General features: G+C 63.9%; 16 protein-coding genes, 1 tRNA gene and 1 pseudogene. 9 read left to right on the forward strand and 9 right to left on the reverse strand.

From position 1 onward, the window contains the following. Nucleotides 1–19 precede the first annotated feature (19 nt). Complete coding sequence (locus FUT88_RS07865; protein ID WP_027681185.1) at nucleotides 20–1036, reverse strand: 1-aminocyclopropane-1-carboxylate deaminase; 1017 nt, start codon at nucleotides 1034–1036, stop codon at nucleotides 20–22. A 145-nt stretch (nucleotides 1037–1181) separates the two neighbouring features. On the opposite strand from FUT88_RS07865, the gene FUT88_RS07870 reads away from it, so the two are divergent. Continuing rightward, on the forward strand, nucleotides 1182–1703 hold the full coding sequence (locus FUT88_RS07870) for an Lrp/AsnC family transcriptional regulator (protein WP_027681186.1): 522 nt from the start codon (nucleotides 1182–1184) through the stop codon (nucleotides 1701–1703). A 16-nt stretch (nucleotides 1704–1719) separates the two neighbouring features. Here FUT88_RS07870 and FUT88_RS07875 read toward each other — a convergent pair whose 3' ends face one another. Continuing rightward, a complete protein-coding gene (locus FUT88_RS07875) occupies nucleotides 1720–3198 on the reverse strand; it encodes an aminotransferase class V-fold PLP-dependent enzyme (protein WP_147214505.1) in 1479 nt (492 codons plus the stop codon). A 145-nt stretch (nucleotides 3199–3343) separates the two neighbouring features. On the opposite strand from FUT88_RS07875, the gene FUT88_RS07880 reads away from it, so the two are divergent. The 4 genes and pseudogenes from FUT88_RS07880 (at nucleotide 3344) to FUT88_RS07900 (ending at nucleotide 6065) form a co-directional block, all read left to right on the forward strand. Next, nucleotides 3344–3814 carry an Lrp/AsnC family transcriptional regulator gene (locus FUT88_RS07880; protein ID WP_147214506.1) on the forward strand — a complete coding sequence of 157 codons (471 nt, stop codon included), beginning with the start codon at nucleotides 3344–3346 and terminating at the stop codon, nucleotides 3812–3814. A gap of 193 nt (nucleotides 3815–4007) precedes the next feature. After that, nucleotides 4008–4157: pseudogene (locus tag FUT88_RS07890) on the forward strand (type VI secretion system contractile sheath small subunit); the annotation flags it as partial. Nucleotides 4158–4164: 7 nt separating this feature from the next. Next, nucleotides 4165–4857, forward strand: a complete 693-nt coding sequence (locus FUT88_RS07895; protein WP_261797071.1) for a type VI secretion IcmF C-terminal domain-containing protein — start codon at nucleotides 4165–4167, stop codon at nucleotides 4855–4857. Continuing rightward, nucleotides 4806–6065, forward strand: coding sequence for a DotU family type IV/VI secretion system protein (locus FUT88_RS07900; protein ID WP_147214507.1), 1260 nt, complete (start codon nucleotides 4806–4808; stop codon nucleotides 6063–6065). The genes FUT88_RS07895 and FUT88_RS07900 overlap by 52 nt, the downstream gene beginning before the upstream one ends. Before the next feature lie 176 nt (nucleotides 6066–6241). Here the strand turns inward: FUT88_RS07900 and FUT88_RS07905 are convergent. After that, a tRNA-Arg gene (locus FUT88_RS07905) sits at nucleotides 6242–6318 on the reverse strand. A 666-nt stretch (nucleotides 6319–6984) separates the two neighbouring features. On the opposite strand from FUT88_RS07905, the gene FUT88_RS07915 reads away from it, so the two are divergent. Next, complete coding sequence (locus tag FUT88_RS07915) at nucleotides 6985–7188, forward strand: hypothetical protein (protein WP_147214508.1); 204 nt, start codon at nucleotides 6985–6987, stop codon at nucleotides 7186–7188. Between the two features lie 20 nt (nucleotides 7189–7208). Here FUT88_RS07915 and FUT88_RS07920 read toward each other — a convergent pair whose 3' ends face one another. From FUT88_RS07920 to wrbA, 3 genes are read right to left on the reverse strand one after another with little or no spacing between them, the layout of a single operon-like run. Beyond that, on the reverse strand, nucleotides 7209–8621 hold the full coding sequence (locus FUT88_RS07920; RefSeq protein ID WP_147214509.1) for an FAD-binding oxidoreductase: 1413 nt from the start codon (nucleotides 8619–8621) through the stop codon (nucleotides 7209–7211). Between the two features lie 6 nt (nucleotides 8622–8627). Continuing rightward, nucleotides 8628–9020 carry a DUF2069 domain-containing protein gene (locus FUT88_RS07925; protein WP_147214510.1) on the reverse strand — a complete coding sequence of 131 codons (393 nt, stop codon included), beginning with the start codon at nucleotides 9018–9020 and terminating at the stop codon, nucleotides 8628–8630. Continuing rightward, entirely contained in the window at nucleotides 9017–9610 is a 594-nt protein-coding gene (wrbA, locus tag FUT88_RS07930; RefSeq protein ID WP_147214511.1) for an NAD(P)H:quinone oxidoreductase, read from the reverse strand. The genes FUT88_RS07925 and wrbA overlap by 4 nt, the downstream gene beginning before the upstream one ends. Before the next feature lie 68 nt (nucleotides 9611–9678). Here wrbA and FUT88_RS07935 point away from each other — a divergent pair, with 68 nt between their 5' ends. Then, entirely contained in the window at nucleotides 9679–11010 is a 1332-nt protein-coding gene (locus FUT88_RS07935; protein ID WP_147214512.1) for a YihY family inner membrane protein, read from the forward strand. A 4-nt stretch (nucleotides 11011–11014) separates the two neighbouring features. On the opposite strand, the gene FUT88_RS07940 is transcribed toward FUT88_RS07935, so the two are convergent. From FUT88_RS07940 to FUT88_RS07950, 3 genes are read right to left on the reverse strand one after another with little or no spacing between them, the layout of a single operon-like run. Continuing rightward, a complete protein-coding gene (locus FUT88_RS07940) occupies nucleotides 11015–11332 on the reverse strand; it encodes an Mpo1-like protein (RefSeq protein WP_147214513.1) in 318 nt (105 codons plus the stop codon). Nucleotides 11333–11353: 21 nt separating this feature from the next. After that, complete coding sequence (locus tag FUT88_RS07945) at nucleotides 11354–12184, reverse strand: alpha/beta fold hydrolase (RefSeq protein WP_147214514.1); 831 nt, start codon at nucleotides 12182–12184, stop codon at nucleotides 11354–11356. Continuing rightward, nucleotides 12184–13515 carry an O-acetylhomoserine aminocarboxypropyltransferase gene (locus tag FUT88_RS07950; protein WP_147214515.1) on the reverse strand — a complete coding sequence of 444 codons (1332 nt, stop codon included), beginning with the start codon at nucleotides 13513–13515 and terminating at the stop codon, nucleotides 12184–12186. The genes FUT88_RS07945 and FUT88_RS07950 overlap by 1 nt, the downstream gene beginning before the upstream one ends. Nucleotides 13516–13755: 240 nt before the next feature. Here FUT88_RS07950 and FUT88_RS07955 point away from each other — a divergent pair, with 240 nt between their 5' ends. Both FUT88_RS07955 and FUT88_RS07960 read left to right on the forward strand, forming a co-directional pair. Continuing rightward, nucleotides 13756–14211: a CBS domain-containing protein gene (locus tag FUT88_RS07955; protein WP_009240853.1), complete on the forward strand. Its 456-nt coding sequence runs from the start codon at nucleotides 13756–13758 to the stop codon at nucleotides 14209–14211. A gap of 83 nt (nucleotides 14212–14294) precedes the next feature. Beyond that, nucleotides 14295–16202, forward strand: a complete 1908-nt coding sequence (locus FUT88_RS07960; protein WP_147214516.1) for an MFS transporter — start codon at nucleotides 14295–14297, stop codon at nucleotides 16200–16202. The last annotated feature ends 93 nt before the right edge of the window (nucleotides 16203–16295 follow it).

Raw genomic sequence — 16295 nt, forward strand, 5'->3', positions numbered from 1 at the left:
CCGCCGCGGCGGCGCCGCATCAACCGTTGCGGAAGATGAAGCTGTATGCGTTGAGCGCCGGCACGCCGCCCAGGTGGGCGTAGAGCACGCGCGAGCCCTCGGGAAATTCACCGTTGCGCACCATGTCGATCATGCCGTGCATGGATTTCCCTTCGTACACCGGGTCGGTCAGCATGGCTTCCTGGCGTGCGCACAGGCGAATGGCTTCGAGCGTGCCTTCATTGGGCAGGCCGTATTCCGGGCCGCCATAGCGCGTGTCGAGCACCACGTCCTTCTCTGTGATGTTTCGGCCGAGGTCGACCAGTTCGGCGGTGTGCTGTGCGATGCGGAGGATCTGCGCGCGCGTCTGTTCCGGCTTGGCCGAGGCGTCGATGCCGATCACCTTGTCGGCCCGGCCATCCGCTGCAAAGCCGACGACCATGCCGGCTTGCGTACTGCCCGTGACCGAGCAGACGACGATGTAGTCGAACTTGAAGCCCAGCTGCGCTTCCTGCTGCCGCACTTCTTCGGCAAAACCGACAAAGCCCAAGCCGCCGAGCGGGTGTTCGGAGCAGCCGGCCGGAATCGGGAACGGCTTGCCGCCGCGCTTGCGCACGTCTTCCATGGCCTGTTCCCAGCTGGGCCGGATGCCGATGTCGAAGCCTGCGGCATCGAGGCGCACGTCGGCGCCCATGATGCGCGACATCTCGATATTGCCGACGCGGTCGTACACGGCGTCGGAGTAGTTCACCCAGTTTTCCTGCACCAGCACGCACTTCAGGCCGAGGTGCGCGGCCACGGCGGCCACCTGGCGCGTCTGGTTCGACTGAATCCCGCCAATGGACACCAGCGTGTCGTACCCGCCCTCCAGCGCTTCCGGGATCAGGTATTCGAGCTTGCGCGTCTTGTTGCCGCCGAAGGCCAGGCCGCTGTTGCAGTCTTCGCGCTTGGCAAACAGCTCCACCTTGCCACCCAGGTGCGCGCTCAATCGTTTCAGCGGCTGGATGGGCGTCGGGCCGAACGTCAGGGGATAACGGGGAAATCGCTGCAGGTTCATGAGGTGGCTCCTTCAGTGCCGCAAATGGCGGGATGTCGGAAACCAATGGTACGCAGAACGCCGCGAAATGAGGTTGCAAAGATCGTCTACTATCCAGAACGGAGCGGGCCGTATATCAGATGAAGAATCTCTTTATTTCTTGAAAATGAAAAAGAGCGAAACAAAATTGCAGGAAGATTCTGACGCGTCGGCAGCTTCGGCGCGCCACGCCTTGGATCGCACCGATCGCGCGATTCTCCGGGCGCTCCAGCGCGATGCGTCCATCTCCAACGTGGCCCTGGCAGCCAAGGTGAACCTCAGCCCGCCGGCCTGCCTGCGCCGCGTGGAACGGCTCAAGGAGCTGGGGCTGATCAAGGGGATTGTTGCGCTGCTGGATCCGCGTGCGCTGGATCTGGGGTCGCTGGTGATGATCGGCGTCGTGCTGGATCGCTCGACGCCGGAATCGTTCACCGCATTCGAGAAGGCGGTGCAGAAGGTGCCCGGCTGCCTGGAGTGCCACGTCGTGACGGGCGAATTCGATTACTTCATGCTCGTGCGCACGAAAGACAACGAAGGCTACAACCGGCTCCATGCCGAACAGCTGCTGTATCTGCCGGGCGTGCGGCAGATCCGGACGTTCATGGTGCTCAAGCAGGTGCTGTCGACGACGGAACTGCCGGTGGCGTAGCCGAGCGGGCGGAGGCTCAGCCCTTGCGCTGTTCCATCAGACGGTTCCACAGCATGCCGGCCCGGTTGCCGCTTCTGCAATACGCGAGGATGGGCTTGGGCAGCGTGTCGACCAATGCGCCGAATGCAGCAACGTCTGCATCGCCAATGCCGTTCGGCTCGACGGGCAGGTAGCGCGCTTCCAGGCCAAGTTCACGCGCAGCAGCGGCAATGTCCTCGAAGGCGGGCTGGTCGCTGCTTTCGCCATCCGGGCGGTTGCAGATGACCGAGCGGAAGCCTGCATTGCGGATGGCCTTCAGATCGGCCGGCATGATTTGCCGCGATGCAGTCAACCCGCTCGATGCCGTGGCGCGGCACTGCTCGATCGCGCGCTGGAAGCATGCAGCGGCAAAGTCGACATCTTGCTCGGTCGCAAAGCGGCCCAGGCTGATGCGGACGGTGCGGCCTGCGGCATCGGCATCCAGGCCGATGGCCGTCAGCACGTGCGAGGGCGTGCCCGCGGCAGAGTTGCACGCCGAGGTGGACGACACGGCGAGGTCGTCGCCCAGCATCATCGGCATGAAGCCGGGCGCGTTGACCGTGAGGCTGAGGGTGTGCGGAATGCGTCGTGCCACATCGGCGTTCTGCACCACGTCGCCGAGAGCGAGCACCGCTGTCTTCAGCCGCTGGCTCAGCGCAGCAATGCGGGCGGTTTCGTGCTCCAGTTCTGCCGCAGCCAATTCGCACGCCACGCCCATCCCGACAATCTGATGCGTCGCCAGCGTGCCCGAGCGCAAACCACGCTCGTGGCCGCCGCCGTGGATTTGCGGCGCAATGCGCGAGGCGATGTCGCGGCGGACATACAGTGCGCCGATTCCCTTGGGGCCATAGACCTTGTGCGCGGACATCGAGAGCATGTCGATGCCGAGCGCGCGCACATCGATCGGCGTCTTGCCGAGTGCCTGTGCGGCGTCGACGTGGAACAGCGCGCCGGCGGCATGCACGATTTGCGCGATCGCGCCAACGTCGGTCAGCGTGCCCAGCTCGTTGTTCACCAGCATGAGCGAGACGAGCCCGGTGTCGGGCGTCATGGCAGTGGCGACGGCTTCAGGCGTCATTTCGCCGTCGCGAGTCGGCGAGAGATACGTCACCGAACAGCCGCGCGTCGACAGGTTCGCCATCGTGTCGAGAATGGCCTTGTGTTCGATGCGGCTGGTGATGAGGTGGCGCTTGCCGGTGGCGGCGTCTGCGTAGCCCTTCAGCGCGAGGTTGTTGGATTCGGTGGCGCCCGACGTCCAGATGATCTCGTCGGCATCGGCGCCGATGAGCGCGGCGACTTGCTCGCGCGCTTGCTCGACCTTGTTTCGCGCGACGCGGCCGGTCGCATGCGAACTCGACGCCGGGTTGCCGAAGGCGCCTTCCATGCCAAGGCAGGCGGTCATGGCTGCAATCACGCGCGGGTCGGCCGGCGTGGTGGCTGCGTAGTCGAGATAGTGCAGGGTGTTGCTGTCGCTCATTTCGTTTCTGTGCTGCGGTGGAGGCAGCGAAAATGATACGGCGGACAGCCCAGAAAAATAATTCAAAGTTTCCTGGGAAAACCTCGATGTGACGGGAAATATTCCCTAAAATTCGGCATCTATAGAAATAACTTCCTATGCCGAAATGGACGCCATTGACCGCGAACTACTGAGGCTGTTGCAGGCCGATGCGACGCTGCCCATCGCAGAGCTAGCGCAGCGCGTGAATCTCTCGCAAACGCCGTGCTGGAAGCGGGTGCAGCGGCTCAAGGACACGGGCGTCATCCGCGCCCAGGTGGCGCTGTGCGACGCGCGCAAGCTGGGCGTCGGCACCACGGTGTTCGTGGCCGTCCGCACCGATCAACACACCGAGAAATGGGCGCAGCGTTTCACGCAGGTGGTGCGCGATATGCCCGAAGTGGTGGAGGTCTACCGCATGAGCGGCGAGATGGACTATCTGCTGCGCGTTGCGGTAGCCGGCATCGAAGACTACGACCGCGTGTACAAGCACCTCATCAAGTCCGTGCCGCTGTCGGATGTGAGTTCATCGTTTTCGATGGAGCAGATCAAGTATTCGACAGCGCTGCCGGTGCGGGATGGGGGGCAGGGGGAGTGAGGGCTGGGGTGGCGCGCCTGACAGGTGGCTGTATCGCGGCTGAACGTGGGGCTCTTCAGTGCTCCCGCATCCAGCGTTCAACAAGCTCCGCCGGAATCGCCTGAAACACCTCATCAAAGCGCTTGCCGGTCAGTCGTTCGGCTTGCTTGAGCAGAAGCGCCACAGGGCTGCTCGGCTCATGGGCCTCAAACCAAAAGCGATGAAGCCGCGCGTAGCGTTTGCCGTGAACAACACGCTCACGGGCGAAGGCCAATTGATGGTCGACATGACCTTCGAGAGCATCGAAGACTTCTCGCCCGCTGCCGTGGCCGGCAAGGTCGATGCGCTCAAGCAACTGCTCGATCGGGCAGATGAATGCGGTCATCGGCGAGAGCTGCCGCAGCGCCATCGACGGCAAATACCCCTTCACGCCGACGTCGAACCAGGACGTGGACACAGAAGACTTTGCGCGTGTCTTCGCCAGCGGCGGTGTGCTGGATGACTTTTTCCAGAAGGTCTTGGCGCCGCATGTGGACACCACCATTTCGCCATGGCGCTACAAACTGACTGCTCCGGATGTACCTCCGGTTGCCGGCCCCAGCCTTGTTCCGTTCCAACGCGCCAGGGAAATCCGCGAGATGTTTTTTCGCGACCCTGGTGCCAAGAAGATGGCGTGGAAAGTCGATTTGAAGGTGGTCGAACTGGACCCGGAAATCGTAGAGCTGACGATGGACTTCGACGGCCAGAGCCAACGCTACGTCCACGGCCCAGTGATTCCGCTCAAGGTGACGTGGCCGGGGCCGCGTGGCGGGCAGGGCGTGGAAATCGCGGCCAACCCGCGTGTTCGGCCCGAGACGTCCTCGCTCATCGCCAACGGCCCGTGGGCCATGATGCGCGTGATTGCCAAGGGCAAGCTGGACAACTCGGCGTCGCCCAGCCACTTTGTGGCTGAGTACGATTTCGACGGGCGTAAGGCAAAACTTGATGTCAACACCGGCAGTCAGGCCAATCCGTGGACGACTGGGTTGCTGCAGGGCTTTCAGTGTCCGGGGAGGTCGGGGTGATGGATCACCGGTCACAGTCGAAGAACCACATCCTTCGCCTCGCCCAACCGCTGTTTTGGTTGCTGGCTGAGCTGTCGCCTGAGCTGGAGTCGGCGGCGCGGCTGGATGCCCTCCGATCGGAGGCCCGCACACGGTTGAGGACCTTCAAGAAGGCCTCCCTGGCAGCAGCAATCCATGCCGACAGCATCGAGGCGGTGCATTACTGCTTTTGCGCCGCCATCGACCAAGCTGGGAGCCAAGTGCGCGGTCGCACGAACAGCCTGCGTGGCGTCTGGCTCCAACATGGATTGCTCGCGGAGTTCTACTACGAAAACGCCTGCGGTCAACACTGCCGTGGATGGATCGAAAAACTCCAGCAAACACCGAACGCCAGCGCAAACGCGCTGGAAGTGATTGCCGAGCTGACGGAGCGCGGCCTTCGTGATGAGCGCGGCTTGCCATTACCGAAGATCGCGCTGCCAGCGCGCCGCCAGCTCGCATCCACGACGGCGGACATTCCCCACATCACCCATGAACGTTGGATACCGGAATGGCCCGGGCCCGTCAACAAACCTCTACCTGAAGTGGTGTTTCTGCGAGAAGCGCCTCCGGAACGGTCTTGGCTGCCTATAGTTGTTGTCGTCATCGGGCTCATCGTGACAGGGATCGTGCTCGGCATGACGTTTATGCTCCGCCGCCAGCATCAACACAATCAAGCGCTGGTTGCGAAGGTGGAGGCACTGTCCGCGCAATTAGCCAAGCAGCGTGAGACGTTGGCGGATCGCATTGCGCGCGCGTTGGCCCAGGAGACCGGGACGGCCCCGGTCGGCATCAGCACAAAAGAGGATCGGATCTATCTCGCCTTCAATAGCGACGAAGGTTTCGCCTCCGGGCGAGCCGACCTTATGCCGATGCTCGCGCGTCAGCTCGACCGGCTCGCTACTGCGCTTGCGGACACGCGCGGCAAGATTACCGTTCTTGGGCATACCGACGATGCCCCCGGACCGCGCGATCGCATGGAGTCGAACCTCGCGCTGTCAACCGCACGCGCCGCGGGGGTCGCGCGGCATTTGCAAGAGCGCGGGATCGCTTCGGACCGCTTGTCCATCATTGGCCGTGGCGTGAAAGATCCCGTTGGAGATAATCGCACCGTCGCGGGTAGGGCGTTGAACCGACGCGTGGAGATCGTTCTTGAAAGCGCGCCGACTTCGCAGCCAACAAGCCCTTAGCGATAGCTGGCAAGGAGACTAATCTGTGGGGCGAGCAGGGGGAGCAGTGGCGTTGATGGTCAAGCGAGATCGTGGAAAACGTGCCAAGGATGAACTTTGGTCACACTTTCCCGCGCTCACTTGTTAAACCGCCGCAGTGACGCTTAACGCAGCTGCTTCATCCACAAAGGTGTTTTTGGCCTGCCCAGAGGGATTCGAACCCCCGACCGTCGGCTTAGAAGGCCGATGCTCTATCCAACTGAGCTATGGGCAGATATGCAGATGTGCAGGGCCGCCCAGGCATACCAAAAACGTGCGGCCTCCGGTGCCTGGGAGGCCGCGATTCTAACAGATGGGATGTTGCGCCGCGCTAATGCTGGGGCGGGATTTCCGGCGGTAGCTCCCCGGGTGGCAGTTCGATTGGAGGCGTTTGTGGTTCGGGGTCGTGCACCGGGTCGTGGGCCGGTTCATCGGGCGGCGGCATTTCCGGCGGCGGGTGCGGGGGCTGTTCGGGCGGCTGCGGTGGCGTGATGTGGGCGCGCTTGGTCAGATCGGGCGAAGCGGGCATGGGCTGCCTCCATACATGGGTCGAATTCGGGGTTTGCCCTAATCGAGCCCGCAAGCGTCGTTCCTGCGCATCATCCGAAAGGTCATATACCCAAAATGCGTACCCCCCAATTGGGGGGATTTTTGGTACATTTCGTGGCGTCGGGTAGTGCCACACAACAATAACGTTCCATTCGAAATTCCGCGCAATGACGCGGAACACCGTGCCTACGCACGCCAAACGGGCGTGACGAAGCCTTTTCGGTTCCGACCAGACGGGAAATGAGGGAGTCTTGTTTGGGCAGCCATGGAGCGATCCATGGGGCTGCTGCGTTTTGCCATGGCTGCAGGGGGCCGGGCGATGCGCTAGCCATGGGGCAGGGAGGAAATCAGAATGAGCACACGTCACGCACGACGCCCGGCAGGGTCGTCACGCACCTCTTACATCCGTAGCGCCCAGAGCGGGCGCATCGGCGATCGTTCCAACGCCGGCGATCATCGCCTGCCGCCCAGCGGCGTGCCGCGCATGCTGCTGTGGCTGCTGGCCGCGACGGTCCTCTTCGCGGTGGCGAATTACACGCTGAAGCTGTTCGGCTGACGCAAGGCCGGCTCGCCGCTTTACAGCACCTTCCCCGGATTCATCAGGCCGCGCGGGTCCAGCGCCTGCTTGATCGCGCGCATCGCCGCCAGTTCAACCGGGCTCTTGTAGCGCGCGTTGTCTTCGCGCTTGAGCTGGCCGATGCCGTGTTCGGCTGAGATCGAGCCGCCGTGCGCATGCACGCTGTCGTGCACGATGCGGTTGACGCCGTCCTGGTTGGCGAGGAACGCGTCGTGCGCATGGCCTTCCGGCGGCGACACGTTGTAGTGCAGGTTGCCATCGCCAAGGTGGCCGAACGTCACCATGCGGATGTCGGGGTAGGCGGCGGCCAGCGCGCGGTCGGTGACGTCAATGAAGTCGGCAATGCGCGAGATGGGCACGGCGATATCGTGCTTGATGTTCTTGCCTTCATCGGCCTGGGCCAACGGAATATGTTCGCGCAGGCTCCAGAAGTCGCGCGACTGGGCCACCGATTCCGCTACCGCCGCATCGTCGATCACGCCCCGCGCGAGCGCTTCCTCCATGAGCGTTTCGAACAGCCTGCGCGCGTGTTCTTCGCTTTCCAGATCGGACAATTCCAGCAGCACGTATTGGGGATATGCCTGCGTGAACGGCACGCGCAACTGCGGGTAATGCTTGCGCACCAGTTCCAGGCAAAACGCCGACATCAGCTCGAAGCCCGTCAGCAGCGTCCCTGCGTGGCCTTGCGCCAGCGATAGAAACTCAAGCGCCTGACGCGGCGATTGCAGCGCCGCCAGTGCCGTCACCTTGGCGCGCGGTTGCGGAAACAGCTTCAGCATCGCGCCGGTGATGATGCCGAGCGTGCCTTCCGCGCCGATCAGCAGGTCACGCAGGTCGTAGCCGGTGTTGTCCTTGCGCAGGCCGCGCAGGCCGTTCCACAGTTCGCCGTTGGGCAGGACCGCTTCGATGCCCAGGCAAAGCTCGCGCGCATTGCCGTAGCGCAGGACGGCGGTGCCGCCGGCGTTGGTGGCAAGGTTGCCGCCGATCGTGCAACTGCCCTCCGCAGCGAGGCTCAGCGGGAAGAGGCGGTCGGCATCGGCGGCGGCCTGCTGCACGTTGGCAAGGATGCAGCCGGCATCCACGGTGATGGTGTTGTTGATCGGATCGACGGCGCGCACGCGCTGCATGCGCTGCAACGAGATCACCACCGCGCTGCCTTCCATGTCGGGCGTGGCGCCGCCGCACAAGCCGGTGTTGCCGCCTTGCGGAACCATCGGCACGCCATGTTCGCCGCACAGGCGCACGAGCGCAGCCACCTCGTCAGCGCTGGCGGGGCGCAATACTGCGCGTGCACGGCCCGAGAAACGCTTGCGCCAATCGGTGAGGTAAGGCGCCTGGTCTTCCGGTGCGGTCAGGACGTGCGTTGCACCGATGGCATCAACGCAGGCTTGCAAGAAGGCATCGTGAGTCATGGCGGGTCAGGTGCTCTGGCTGGCGCGGGCTTTGGCCGCACGCTTGAATGGACGCAGGTAGAAGATGGTCGCCGAGAAAAACACCACGCTGAGCACCACCTCGCCCCATGCGAGCGAGCGCGAGAGCCCAACGTCCGATGTTGCCCGCACGATGCCTTCGGTAAAGAACAGCAGGATGAACATCGACGCCCATTGCATCGTGTAGCGATTCCTGCGCAGCACGCCGGGCAGCGGCCACGCCAGCAGCAGCGCCTTGAGCGCCAGCCACGAGCCTCCCGGGCGCACGGGCGCGAGCCACAGCTCCCACGCGGCACACAGAATGATCAATGCGACGAGGCTGGCTGCACTGAGCAGCGCCAGCGCCCGCGATTCGGTGACGACGTTGTTGGCGGAAGTCATGCGGCGAGCTTGATAGCGGTCTGCGCCAGCCGCCGGCCCATGGCTGTGGCGAGCGTGCGTTCGTGAGCGGTGAGCGGGGCCGTATCGCCGCGATGCGCAACGTGTGACGGCCCGTATGGCGTGCCGCCGGCATCGGTCGAAAGCAGTTCGCTGTGCTGATACGGCAGGCCAAGGACGACCATGCCGTGGTGCAGCAGCGGCAGCATCATCGAAAGCAGGGTGGTTTCCTGCCCGCCGTGCATGCTGCCCGTGGAGGTGAACACACATGCCGGCTTGCCGGCCAGAGCGCCCGCCAGCCATTGCGGCGTGGTGCCATCCAGGAAGTACTTGAGCGGTGCGGCCATGTTGCCAAAGCGCGTCGGCGAGCCCAGCGCCAGGCCCACGCATTCTTCAAGGTCGCGCACCTCCACGTAGGGCGGTCCACCGTCGGGCACGTCGGGCTGCGTGGCTTCGCAGACGGTGGAGACGGCCGGCACGGTGCGCACCCGCGCCTGGGCGCCGTCGACACTTTCAATGCCTTGCGCAATGGCTTCGGCCAATGCGCGTGTGCTGCCGTGACGGCTGTAGTACAAGACCAGGATATCTTTCATAACAAAGCGTGGAGAGCGTCGCGGTATTATAGTTGCGCCCCCCAACCCCGCGTCCCGCCTTATTTTTCATGCTTTTTGACACCCGTGCGCTTCGCAAATGGAATGCCGCCAAGCTGCGTGCGCTGGCGCGTTACGCCTTGCGCCGCGCCGGCGAAGACCGCCTGCCACAAGTGGCCGGCAGCCTGACCTTCACGACGGTGCTGTCGCTAGTCCCGATCCTGACGGTGGCGTTTGCGCTGTTCACGGCATTCCCGATGTTCAAGAGCTTCCGGGCGGACATCGAAGGCTACATGTTCAGCAACCTCGTGCCGGGCAGCATCAGCCGGCCGATCCTGACGTATCTCAACCAGTTCTCCAGCAACGCCAAGGGGCTGACGGCAGCGGGCCTGATCGGCCTGGTGGTGACGTCGGTGATGACAATGCTCACCGTCGAAAACGCATTGAACGCCATCTGGCGCGTGCGTCATCGCCGGCCGCTGGCCCAGCGCGTTCTGGTGTTCTGGGCGCTGATGACGTTCGCGCCGGTGCTGATTGGCGCGAGCCTGTCGGTCAGTTCGTACCTCGTGTCGATCTCGGCGGGCTATGTGCACAAGCTGCCGTTCGGCCTCGGCGTGATCGTGAGCTTGATCCCGATTCTGCTGTCGGCGATTGCGTTTGCGATGCTTTACGTGTTCGTGCCGAATACCAACGTGGAGCGGCGCGATGCGTTCATTGCTGGCCTGATTGCGGCCGGGGCATTCGAAATCGCCAAGCGCGTCTTTGGCGCTTACGTCGCCCACATCCCGACTTACACGGCCGTCTATGGCGCGTTTGCCACGCTGCCGATCTTCCTGACGTGGATCTACGTGAGCTGGCTGGTGACCCTGCTTGGCGCGACCATCGCGTCGACGCTGCCGATCATCCGCCAGGGCTATTGGCAGCGGCGTACATTTCCGGGCAGCGAGTTCTTTGATGCGCTCGGTGTCCTGTTGCTGCTGTATCGCGCACGCGAACAGGCGCCGCGTACGGTGGCCGAACGCGATATCGGCCGGCGCCTGCAATTGGAAGCCGATTACCTCGTCGACCTGCTGACCAAGCTGAAGGCGCTGCACCTGATCGGCAAGCTGCAGCAGGATCGCGGTGAGGCTCACTGGGCGTTGCTGTGCGATGCGCACACGACCACGCTGCGGCCGCTTTATGAAAAGCTGGTGCTGAATTTGCCGCGCTTGCCGCGCACCGCGCTGGCTCGCCATCTGGGTGACACGCACGCGCTGGTTAGCCAGTTGCAGAATCCCTCGCTCGATGCCACGCTCGAGAGCATTTTCACGACTGGCGAGCGCGGCGTGGCGGCGGCCGTGCAGGCTGCTGCGGCACCGGTGCCGGCTTCTGCAATGCCCGCCGCTGCCAACGCCAGCGCCTGATGTTTCAGAACGGTATCTTGCCCGTCCAGATGTCGCGGTACATCACCCAGTCGCCCATCAGGCTGTAGAAGGGGTGGCGGAAGGTGGCGGGCCGGTTCTTCTCGAACCCGAAGTGCCCGACCCACGCGAACGCGTAACCGCTCACGGCCGCCCCCAGCAACCACCACAGGTTGCCCGTGAAGACCAGCAGAAGCAGGCATGCCAGCGCCACCGTCGAGCCGGCAAAATGCAGGCGTCGGCAGGTGCGGTCCTGGTGCTCGCTCAAGTAGTACGGATAGAACTCGGCGAAGTTGCTGAAGTGGCGGGTGTCGGTGGTGGCCATGATGCGTCTCCAGGAGGCGACTTATGCGGCGACCGGGTCTCGTTCGCGCGCAAACGCAATCAGCACGTCGAGTGTGCCGTCGGGGCATTCTCCCATGATCGCGTGCCCGCCCGGCAGGCCCACGACGCGGCTGCCGGCCAGTCCGGCCGCGACCTGACGGCCCGCTTTCGCTGGGGTCATCTGGTCTTTCTCACCGACGATCACGAGTGACGGGCACTTCACCGCGGCCATGGCTTCGGCGCCGCGCGCATAGGCGTTGCAGGCGGCAAAGTCTGTGTGGAAGACGGGTGCGTCGGTACCGCGCGCGACACGCTCCATCAACCGCTGGCTGCCACCGTGCATCCAGAAGCCCGGGCCCGGCGATGACGGCTTGTTCGCCAGACTGGAATGCGACCAGGCATTCACCATGTCGATGGCGGCCGGTGTGTTGTTGAGCGCGGCGTCGAGCAGCGCATCCGACACCTTCATCGGCCAGGCCGTCGCGACCAGCGCGATGCGGCGAACGCGATTCGCGTACCTCGACGCGCACTCCAGTGCAATCAGCGAACCCATGCTGTGCCCGACCACAATCACCGGCTGCGTGACGCCCGCTGTGTGCACCAGCGCCATCACCCAATCGGCCATGGCTTCCACCGTCTGCAGCGGGGCGCCGGCGCTGCGGCCGTGCCCGGGCAAATCGACCGCCAGCACGCTGAAACCGTGGTGCGCAAACCAGCGCGTCTGCAGGCCCCAGACGGAGTGGTCATTCTGCGCGCCATGCACAAATACGACGCACGGCAATTCGGCGTTGAACGGCTTGCCGCCGGTGTAGGCGTAGGCGTAGGCGCGCTCGCCTTGTACGGTCCATTCCATCAGCGGGCTCCGGTTGTGTTGGCGGCTTTGCCGGGCGCGGCGGACATCGCGCGCTCGGCGGCTTTCAGGCCGCGTTTGAGATCGTCGATCAGGTCGTCGGCGTCTTCCAGGCCGATGGAAAGGCGGATCGTGCCTTCGCTGATGCCGGCTGCAGCCAGCGCGTCGGCGTCCATACGGAAGTGCGTCGTCGATGCGGGGTGGATGACCAGCGAGCGTGCATCGCCCACGTTGGCAAGGTGCGAGAACAGGCCGAGCGATTCAATGAACTGCTGGCCGGCGCGCCGATCGCCGCGCAGATCAAAGCTGAACACGGCACCGCAACCCCGCGGCAGCAGGCGCCTGGCCAACGCGTGATCGGGGTGCGATTCCAGCTCCGGATAGGCGACCGACGCCACCATCGGATGGCTTGCCAGGAAGGCGACGACGCGGCGGGCGTTGTCCACGTGCCGCGCCATGCGCAGCGGCAGGGTCTCGATGCCTTGCAGCAGTTGCCATGCGGCCATCGGGTTCATGCAGGCACCAAAGTCGCGCAGGCCTTCGCGGCGAGCGCGCAACAGGAAGGGCGCGACGGTGCTCTCCTCGGCAAACACCATGTCGTGGAAACCGGCGTACGGCTCCGTCAGCTCGGGGTGCTTGCCGGCGGCGACGTAGTCGAACGTGCCGCCGTCGACAAGCACGCCGCCGATGGTCGTGCCATGCCCGCCCAGGAACTTGGTGGCCGAGTGATAGACGAGATCTGCGCCGTGCGCGAACGGCTGCAGCAGCCAAGGCGTGGTGAAGGTCGAATCGACCAGCAGCGGCACGCCTGCGTCATGCGCAATCGAAGCGATGGTCGGAATGTCCAGCACATCCAGCCCCGGGTTGCCGAGCGTCTCGCCAAACAGCAGCCGGGTGTTCGGGCGGATGGCAGCGCGCCAGCCATCGATGTCGCCGGGCTTGACGAAGGTCGTCTCGATACCGAAGCGGCGCAGCGTGTAGTGCAGCAGGTTGTGCGAGCCGCCATACAGCGCCGAAGAGGCGACGATGTGCGAGCCGGCACCCATCAGCGTGACGATGGCCAGATGCAGCGCCGCCTGCCCCGAAGCGGTGGCGATGGACCCTACGCCGTTTTCCAGCGCCGCCATGCGCTCTTCGAACACGGCGACGGTCGGGTTGGAGATGCGCGAGTAGACGTGGCCCGCGCGTTCCATATTGAACAATGACGCCGCATGTTCGCTGTCGCGGAACACAAAGGACGTGCTCAGGTGAATGGGCGTGGCGCGCGCGCCGGTGGCCGGGTCGGGCGCGGCGCCGGCATGCAGGGCCAGCGTGTCGAAGCGGGCTTTGGACATGGATTCAGGCACCCGGAAAGGGCGCGGGAACAGGTTTGGACCGGGCATGCTAGCACTGCTGCCTGTTGCAGCGCATTCCGGGCAAACGCCGAGCCGGCGCGGTTTCTGACAGGTTTTTTCTGCGCTGCATGCTTGTCGAAGCGATCCGGTTTGGGCTAGGATCGAAGCACAACCATAACCACAACCCGCGCGCGGTCGCTCCCCCGGCAGACCGGCACCCCGAACTCTGGGAGACGCAATATGAAAGTCAGCGACATTCTCCACGTGAAGGGCAACACGCTCTACACCGTGGCGCCTGAAACGAAGCTCCAGGTGGCCGTGCAGACGATGGCGGAAAAAGACATCGGCTCGCTTGTGGTCATGGAGTACGGTGAGCTGGTCGGCATGCTGACCTTCCGGGAAATCATCAAGGTCGTCGCCAAAAACCACGGTTCCGTGGGCGACGGCACGACCATCCGCAAGGTGATGGACGATCATCCCGTCACCTGCACGCCTGAAACCGAAGTCAACGAAGTGCGCCGCATCATGCTGGAGCACCATGTGCGCTACCTGCCGGTGCTCGACAGCCGCACGCTGATGGGCGTGATTTCCTTCTACGACGTGGCCAAGGCCGTGCTGGAAGACCAAAGTTTCGAGAACAAGATGCTCAAGGCGTACATTCGCGACTGGCCCGAAGAAAAGGCCAACGAAGACTGATCTGCGCGATCTCCTTACCGCACTCCTGAAACCCGCCCGCCGTTGCGAGCGGGTTTTTTGTTGAACCCCGAAACCGCCTGCCGATGAGCCAATCGAGCCAGTTTTCCCTGCTGAAGCAGCGTCGCTTTGCACCGTTCTTCTGGACCCAGTTTCTGGGCGCGATGAACGACAACGTCTTTAAGGTGGCGTTTTCGTCGTTGGTCACCTACCACGCTGCGTTGTTCGGCAATGCGGACCCGGCTTCAGCGGCATTCCTGATTTCTGCGATCTTCATCGCGCCGTTTGTGCTGCTGTCTGCCACCAGCGGGCAGATTGCCGACCGCATGGACAAGGCGCGGCTGATCCGTCTGGTGAAGACGTTGGAAATCGCCATCATGGCGATCGGCTGTGCGGGTTTCGCGCTGCGCCATGTTGAACTGCTGTACCTGTGCACGTTCTTGATGGGCGTGCACTCGACGCTGTTTGGGCCTGTGAAGTACGCCTATCTGCCGCAGCACCTGCAGTCGGCGGAGCTGGTCGGCGGTAACGGGCTGGTGGAAATGGGCACCTTCGTTGCCATCCTGATCGGCACCATTGGCGGCGGCGAACTGGCCAATTACACCCGCAACGGCGAGCTGATCGGCCCGCTGTTCACCGGTATTGCGTGCATTGTCATTGCCGTGGCCGGGTGGCTGACGGCGCGTGGTGTGCCGGTGTCGCCGGCGTCGCAGCCGGACCTGCGCATCAACTGGAACCCCATTTCCGAGACCTGGCGGAACCTGAAGCTGGCGAGCAACCAGCGCGCGGTCTTCCTGAGCCTGCTGGGCATCTCATGGCTGTGGTTTGTGGGGGCGACGTTCCTGACGTCGTTCTTTGCCTTCGCGCGCAACGTGCTCGGCGGCGATCAGAATGTCGTGACGCTGCTGCTGGCCGTGTTTTCGGTCGGCATCGGCTTGGGCTCGGTGCTCTGCGAAAAGCTCTCGGGCCGCACGGTGGAGATCGGCCTGGTGCCGTTTGGCTCGATCGGCATGACGGTGTTTGCGGTCGACCTGTACTTTGCTTCGCATGTCGAGGCATTGGTCGCGCACGACGTGCTGACGGGCATTTCAGGCTTCCTGCAAAACCACCGCCATTGGCGCGTGCTGGCCGATCTGTTCCTGCTGGCGATGTTCGGCGGTTTCTACAGCGTGCCGTTGTACGCGTTGATCCAGAGCCGCTGCGAGCCGACGCACCGCGCGCGCATCATTGCCGCCAACAACATCCTGAACGCGCTGTTCATGATTGCTTCTGCCGTGCTGGCGATGGTGCTCACGCGTGCCGGGTTCACGATCCCGCAGCTGTTTCTGGTCACCGGCATCCTCAACGCCGTGGTGGCGATCTACATCTACACGCTGGTGCCCGAATTCCTGATCCGGTTCGTGATGTGGCTGTTGATCCATACCGTTTACCGCGTGAAGGTGGAGGGCTCGGAGCAGATTCCCGATGAAGGCCCATGCCTGCTGGTCTGCAACCACGTCAGCTTTGTCGATGCCGTGGTGGTGGGTGCGTTCGTGCGCCGCCCCGTGCGTTTTGTGATGGATCACCGCATCTTCAAGGTGCCGCTGCTCTCGTGGTTCTTCCGCACGGTCAAGGCGATTCCGATTGCGCCGATGCATGAAGACCCGGAGATGCTCAAGCGCGCCTACGACACGATTGCCGCCGCGCTGGCAGAAGGCGAGGTCGTCTGCATCTTCCCCGAAGGCAAGATCACTGCCACGGGCGAGATGAACCCGTTCAAGGACGGCATGCGCCGCATCATCGAACGCACGCCCGTACCGGTGGTGCCGATGGCGCTACGTGGCCTCTGGGGCAGCTTTTTCTCGCGCAAGGGCGGGGCGGCGATGTCGCGCCCGTTCCGTCGCGGCTTCCTCAACAAGCTGGAGCTGTGCATCGGCACGCCCGTGCCGGCGCACGCCGTGTCGCCGGAAACGATGCAGGCCGCCGTGCTGGCGCTGCGCGGCGAGCGGCTCTAGCGCGTGGCGGGCCTCCGGACTTCGATACACTGCCGGTCGGCCCGCAATCGGCCTTCATGCATTTTTCTGACCTCCAACTCTCCCGTTACCTGC

The sequence above is a fragment of the Ralstonia sp. TCR112 genome (assembly GCF_007997035.1).
Classification (GTDB): Bacteria; Pseudomonadota; Gammaproteobacteria; order Burkholderiales; family Burkholderiaceae; genus Ralstonia; species Ralstonia edaphi.

Coding starts and splice junctions, on each gene's coding strand:
- FUT88_RS07865 (WP_027681185.1), bottom strand. CDS start 1,036: ATGAACCTGCAGCGATTTCCCCGTTATCCCCTGACGTTCGGCCCGACG.
- FUT88_RS07870 (WP_027681186.1), top strand. CDS start 1,182: ATGAAAAAGAGCGAAACAAAATTGCAGGAAGATTCTGACGCGTCGGCA.
- FUT88_RS07875 (WP_147214505.1), bottom strand. CDS start 3,198: ATGAGCGACAGCAACACCCTGCACTATCTCGACTACGCAGCCACCACG.
- FUT88_RS07880 (WP_147214506.1), top strand. CDS start 3,344: ATGGACGCCATTGACCGCGAACTACTGAGGCTGTTGCAGGCCGATGCG.
- FUT88_RS07895 (WP_261797071.1), top strand. CDS start 4,165: ATGAATGCGGTCATCGGCGAGAGCTGCCGCAGCGCCATCGACGGCAAA.
- FUT88_RS07915 (WP_147214508.1), top strand. CDS start 6,985: ATGAGCACACGTCACGCACGACGCCCGGCAGGGTCGTCACGCACCTCT.
- FUT88_RS07920 (WP_147214509.1), bottom strand. CDS start 8,621: ATGACTCACGATGCCTTCTTGCAAGCCTGCGTTGATGCCATCGGTGCA.
- FUT88_RS07925 (WP_147214510.1), bottom strand. CDS start 9,020: ATGACTTCCGCCAACAACGTCGTCACCGAATCGCGGGCGCTGGCGCTG.
- wrbA (WP_147214511.1), bottom strand. CDS start 9,610: ATGAAAGATATCCTGGTCTTGTACTACAGCCGTCACGGCAGCACACGC.
- FUT88_RS07935 (WP_147214512.1), top strand. CDS start 9,679: ATGCTTTTTGACACCCGTGCGCTTCGCAAATGGAATGCCGCCAAGCTG.
- FUT88_RS07940 (WP_147214513.1), bottom strand. CDS start 11,332: ATGGCCACCACCGACACCCGCCACTTCAGCAACTTCGCCGAGTTCTAT.
- FUT88_RS07945 (WP_147214514.1), bottom strand. CDS start 12,184: ATGGAATGGACCGTACAAGGCGAGCGCGCCTACGCCTACGCCTACACC.
- FUT88_RS07950 (WP_147214515.1), bottom strand. CDS start 13,515: ATGTCCAAAGCCCGCTTCGACACGCTGGCCCTGCATGCCGGCGCCGCG.
- FUT88_RS07955 (WP_009240853.1), top strand. CDS start 13,756: ATGAAAGTCAGCGACATTCTCCACGTGAAGGGCAACACGCTCTACACC.
- FUT88_RS07960 (WP_147214516.1), top strand. CDS start 14,295: ATGAGCCAATCGAGCCAGTTTTCCCTGCTGAAGCAGCGTCGCTTTGCA.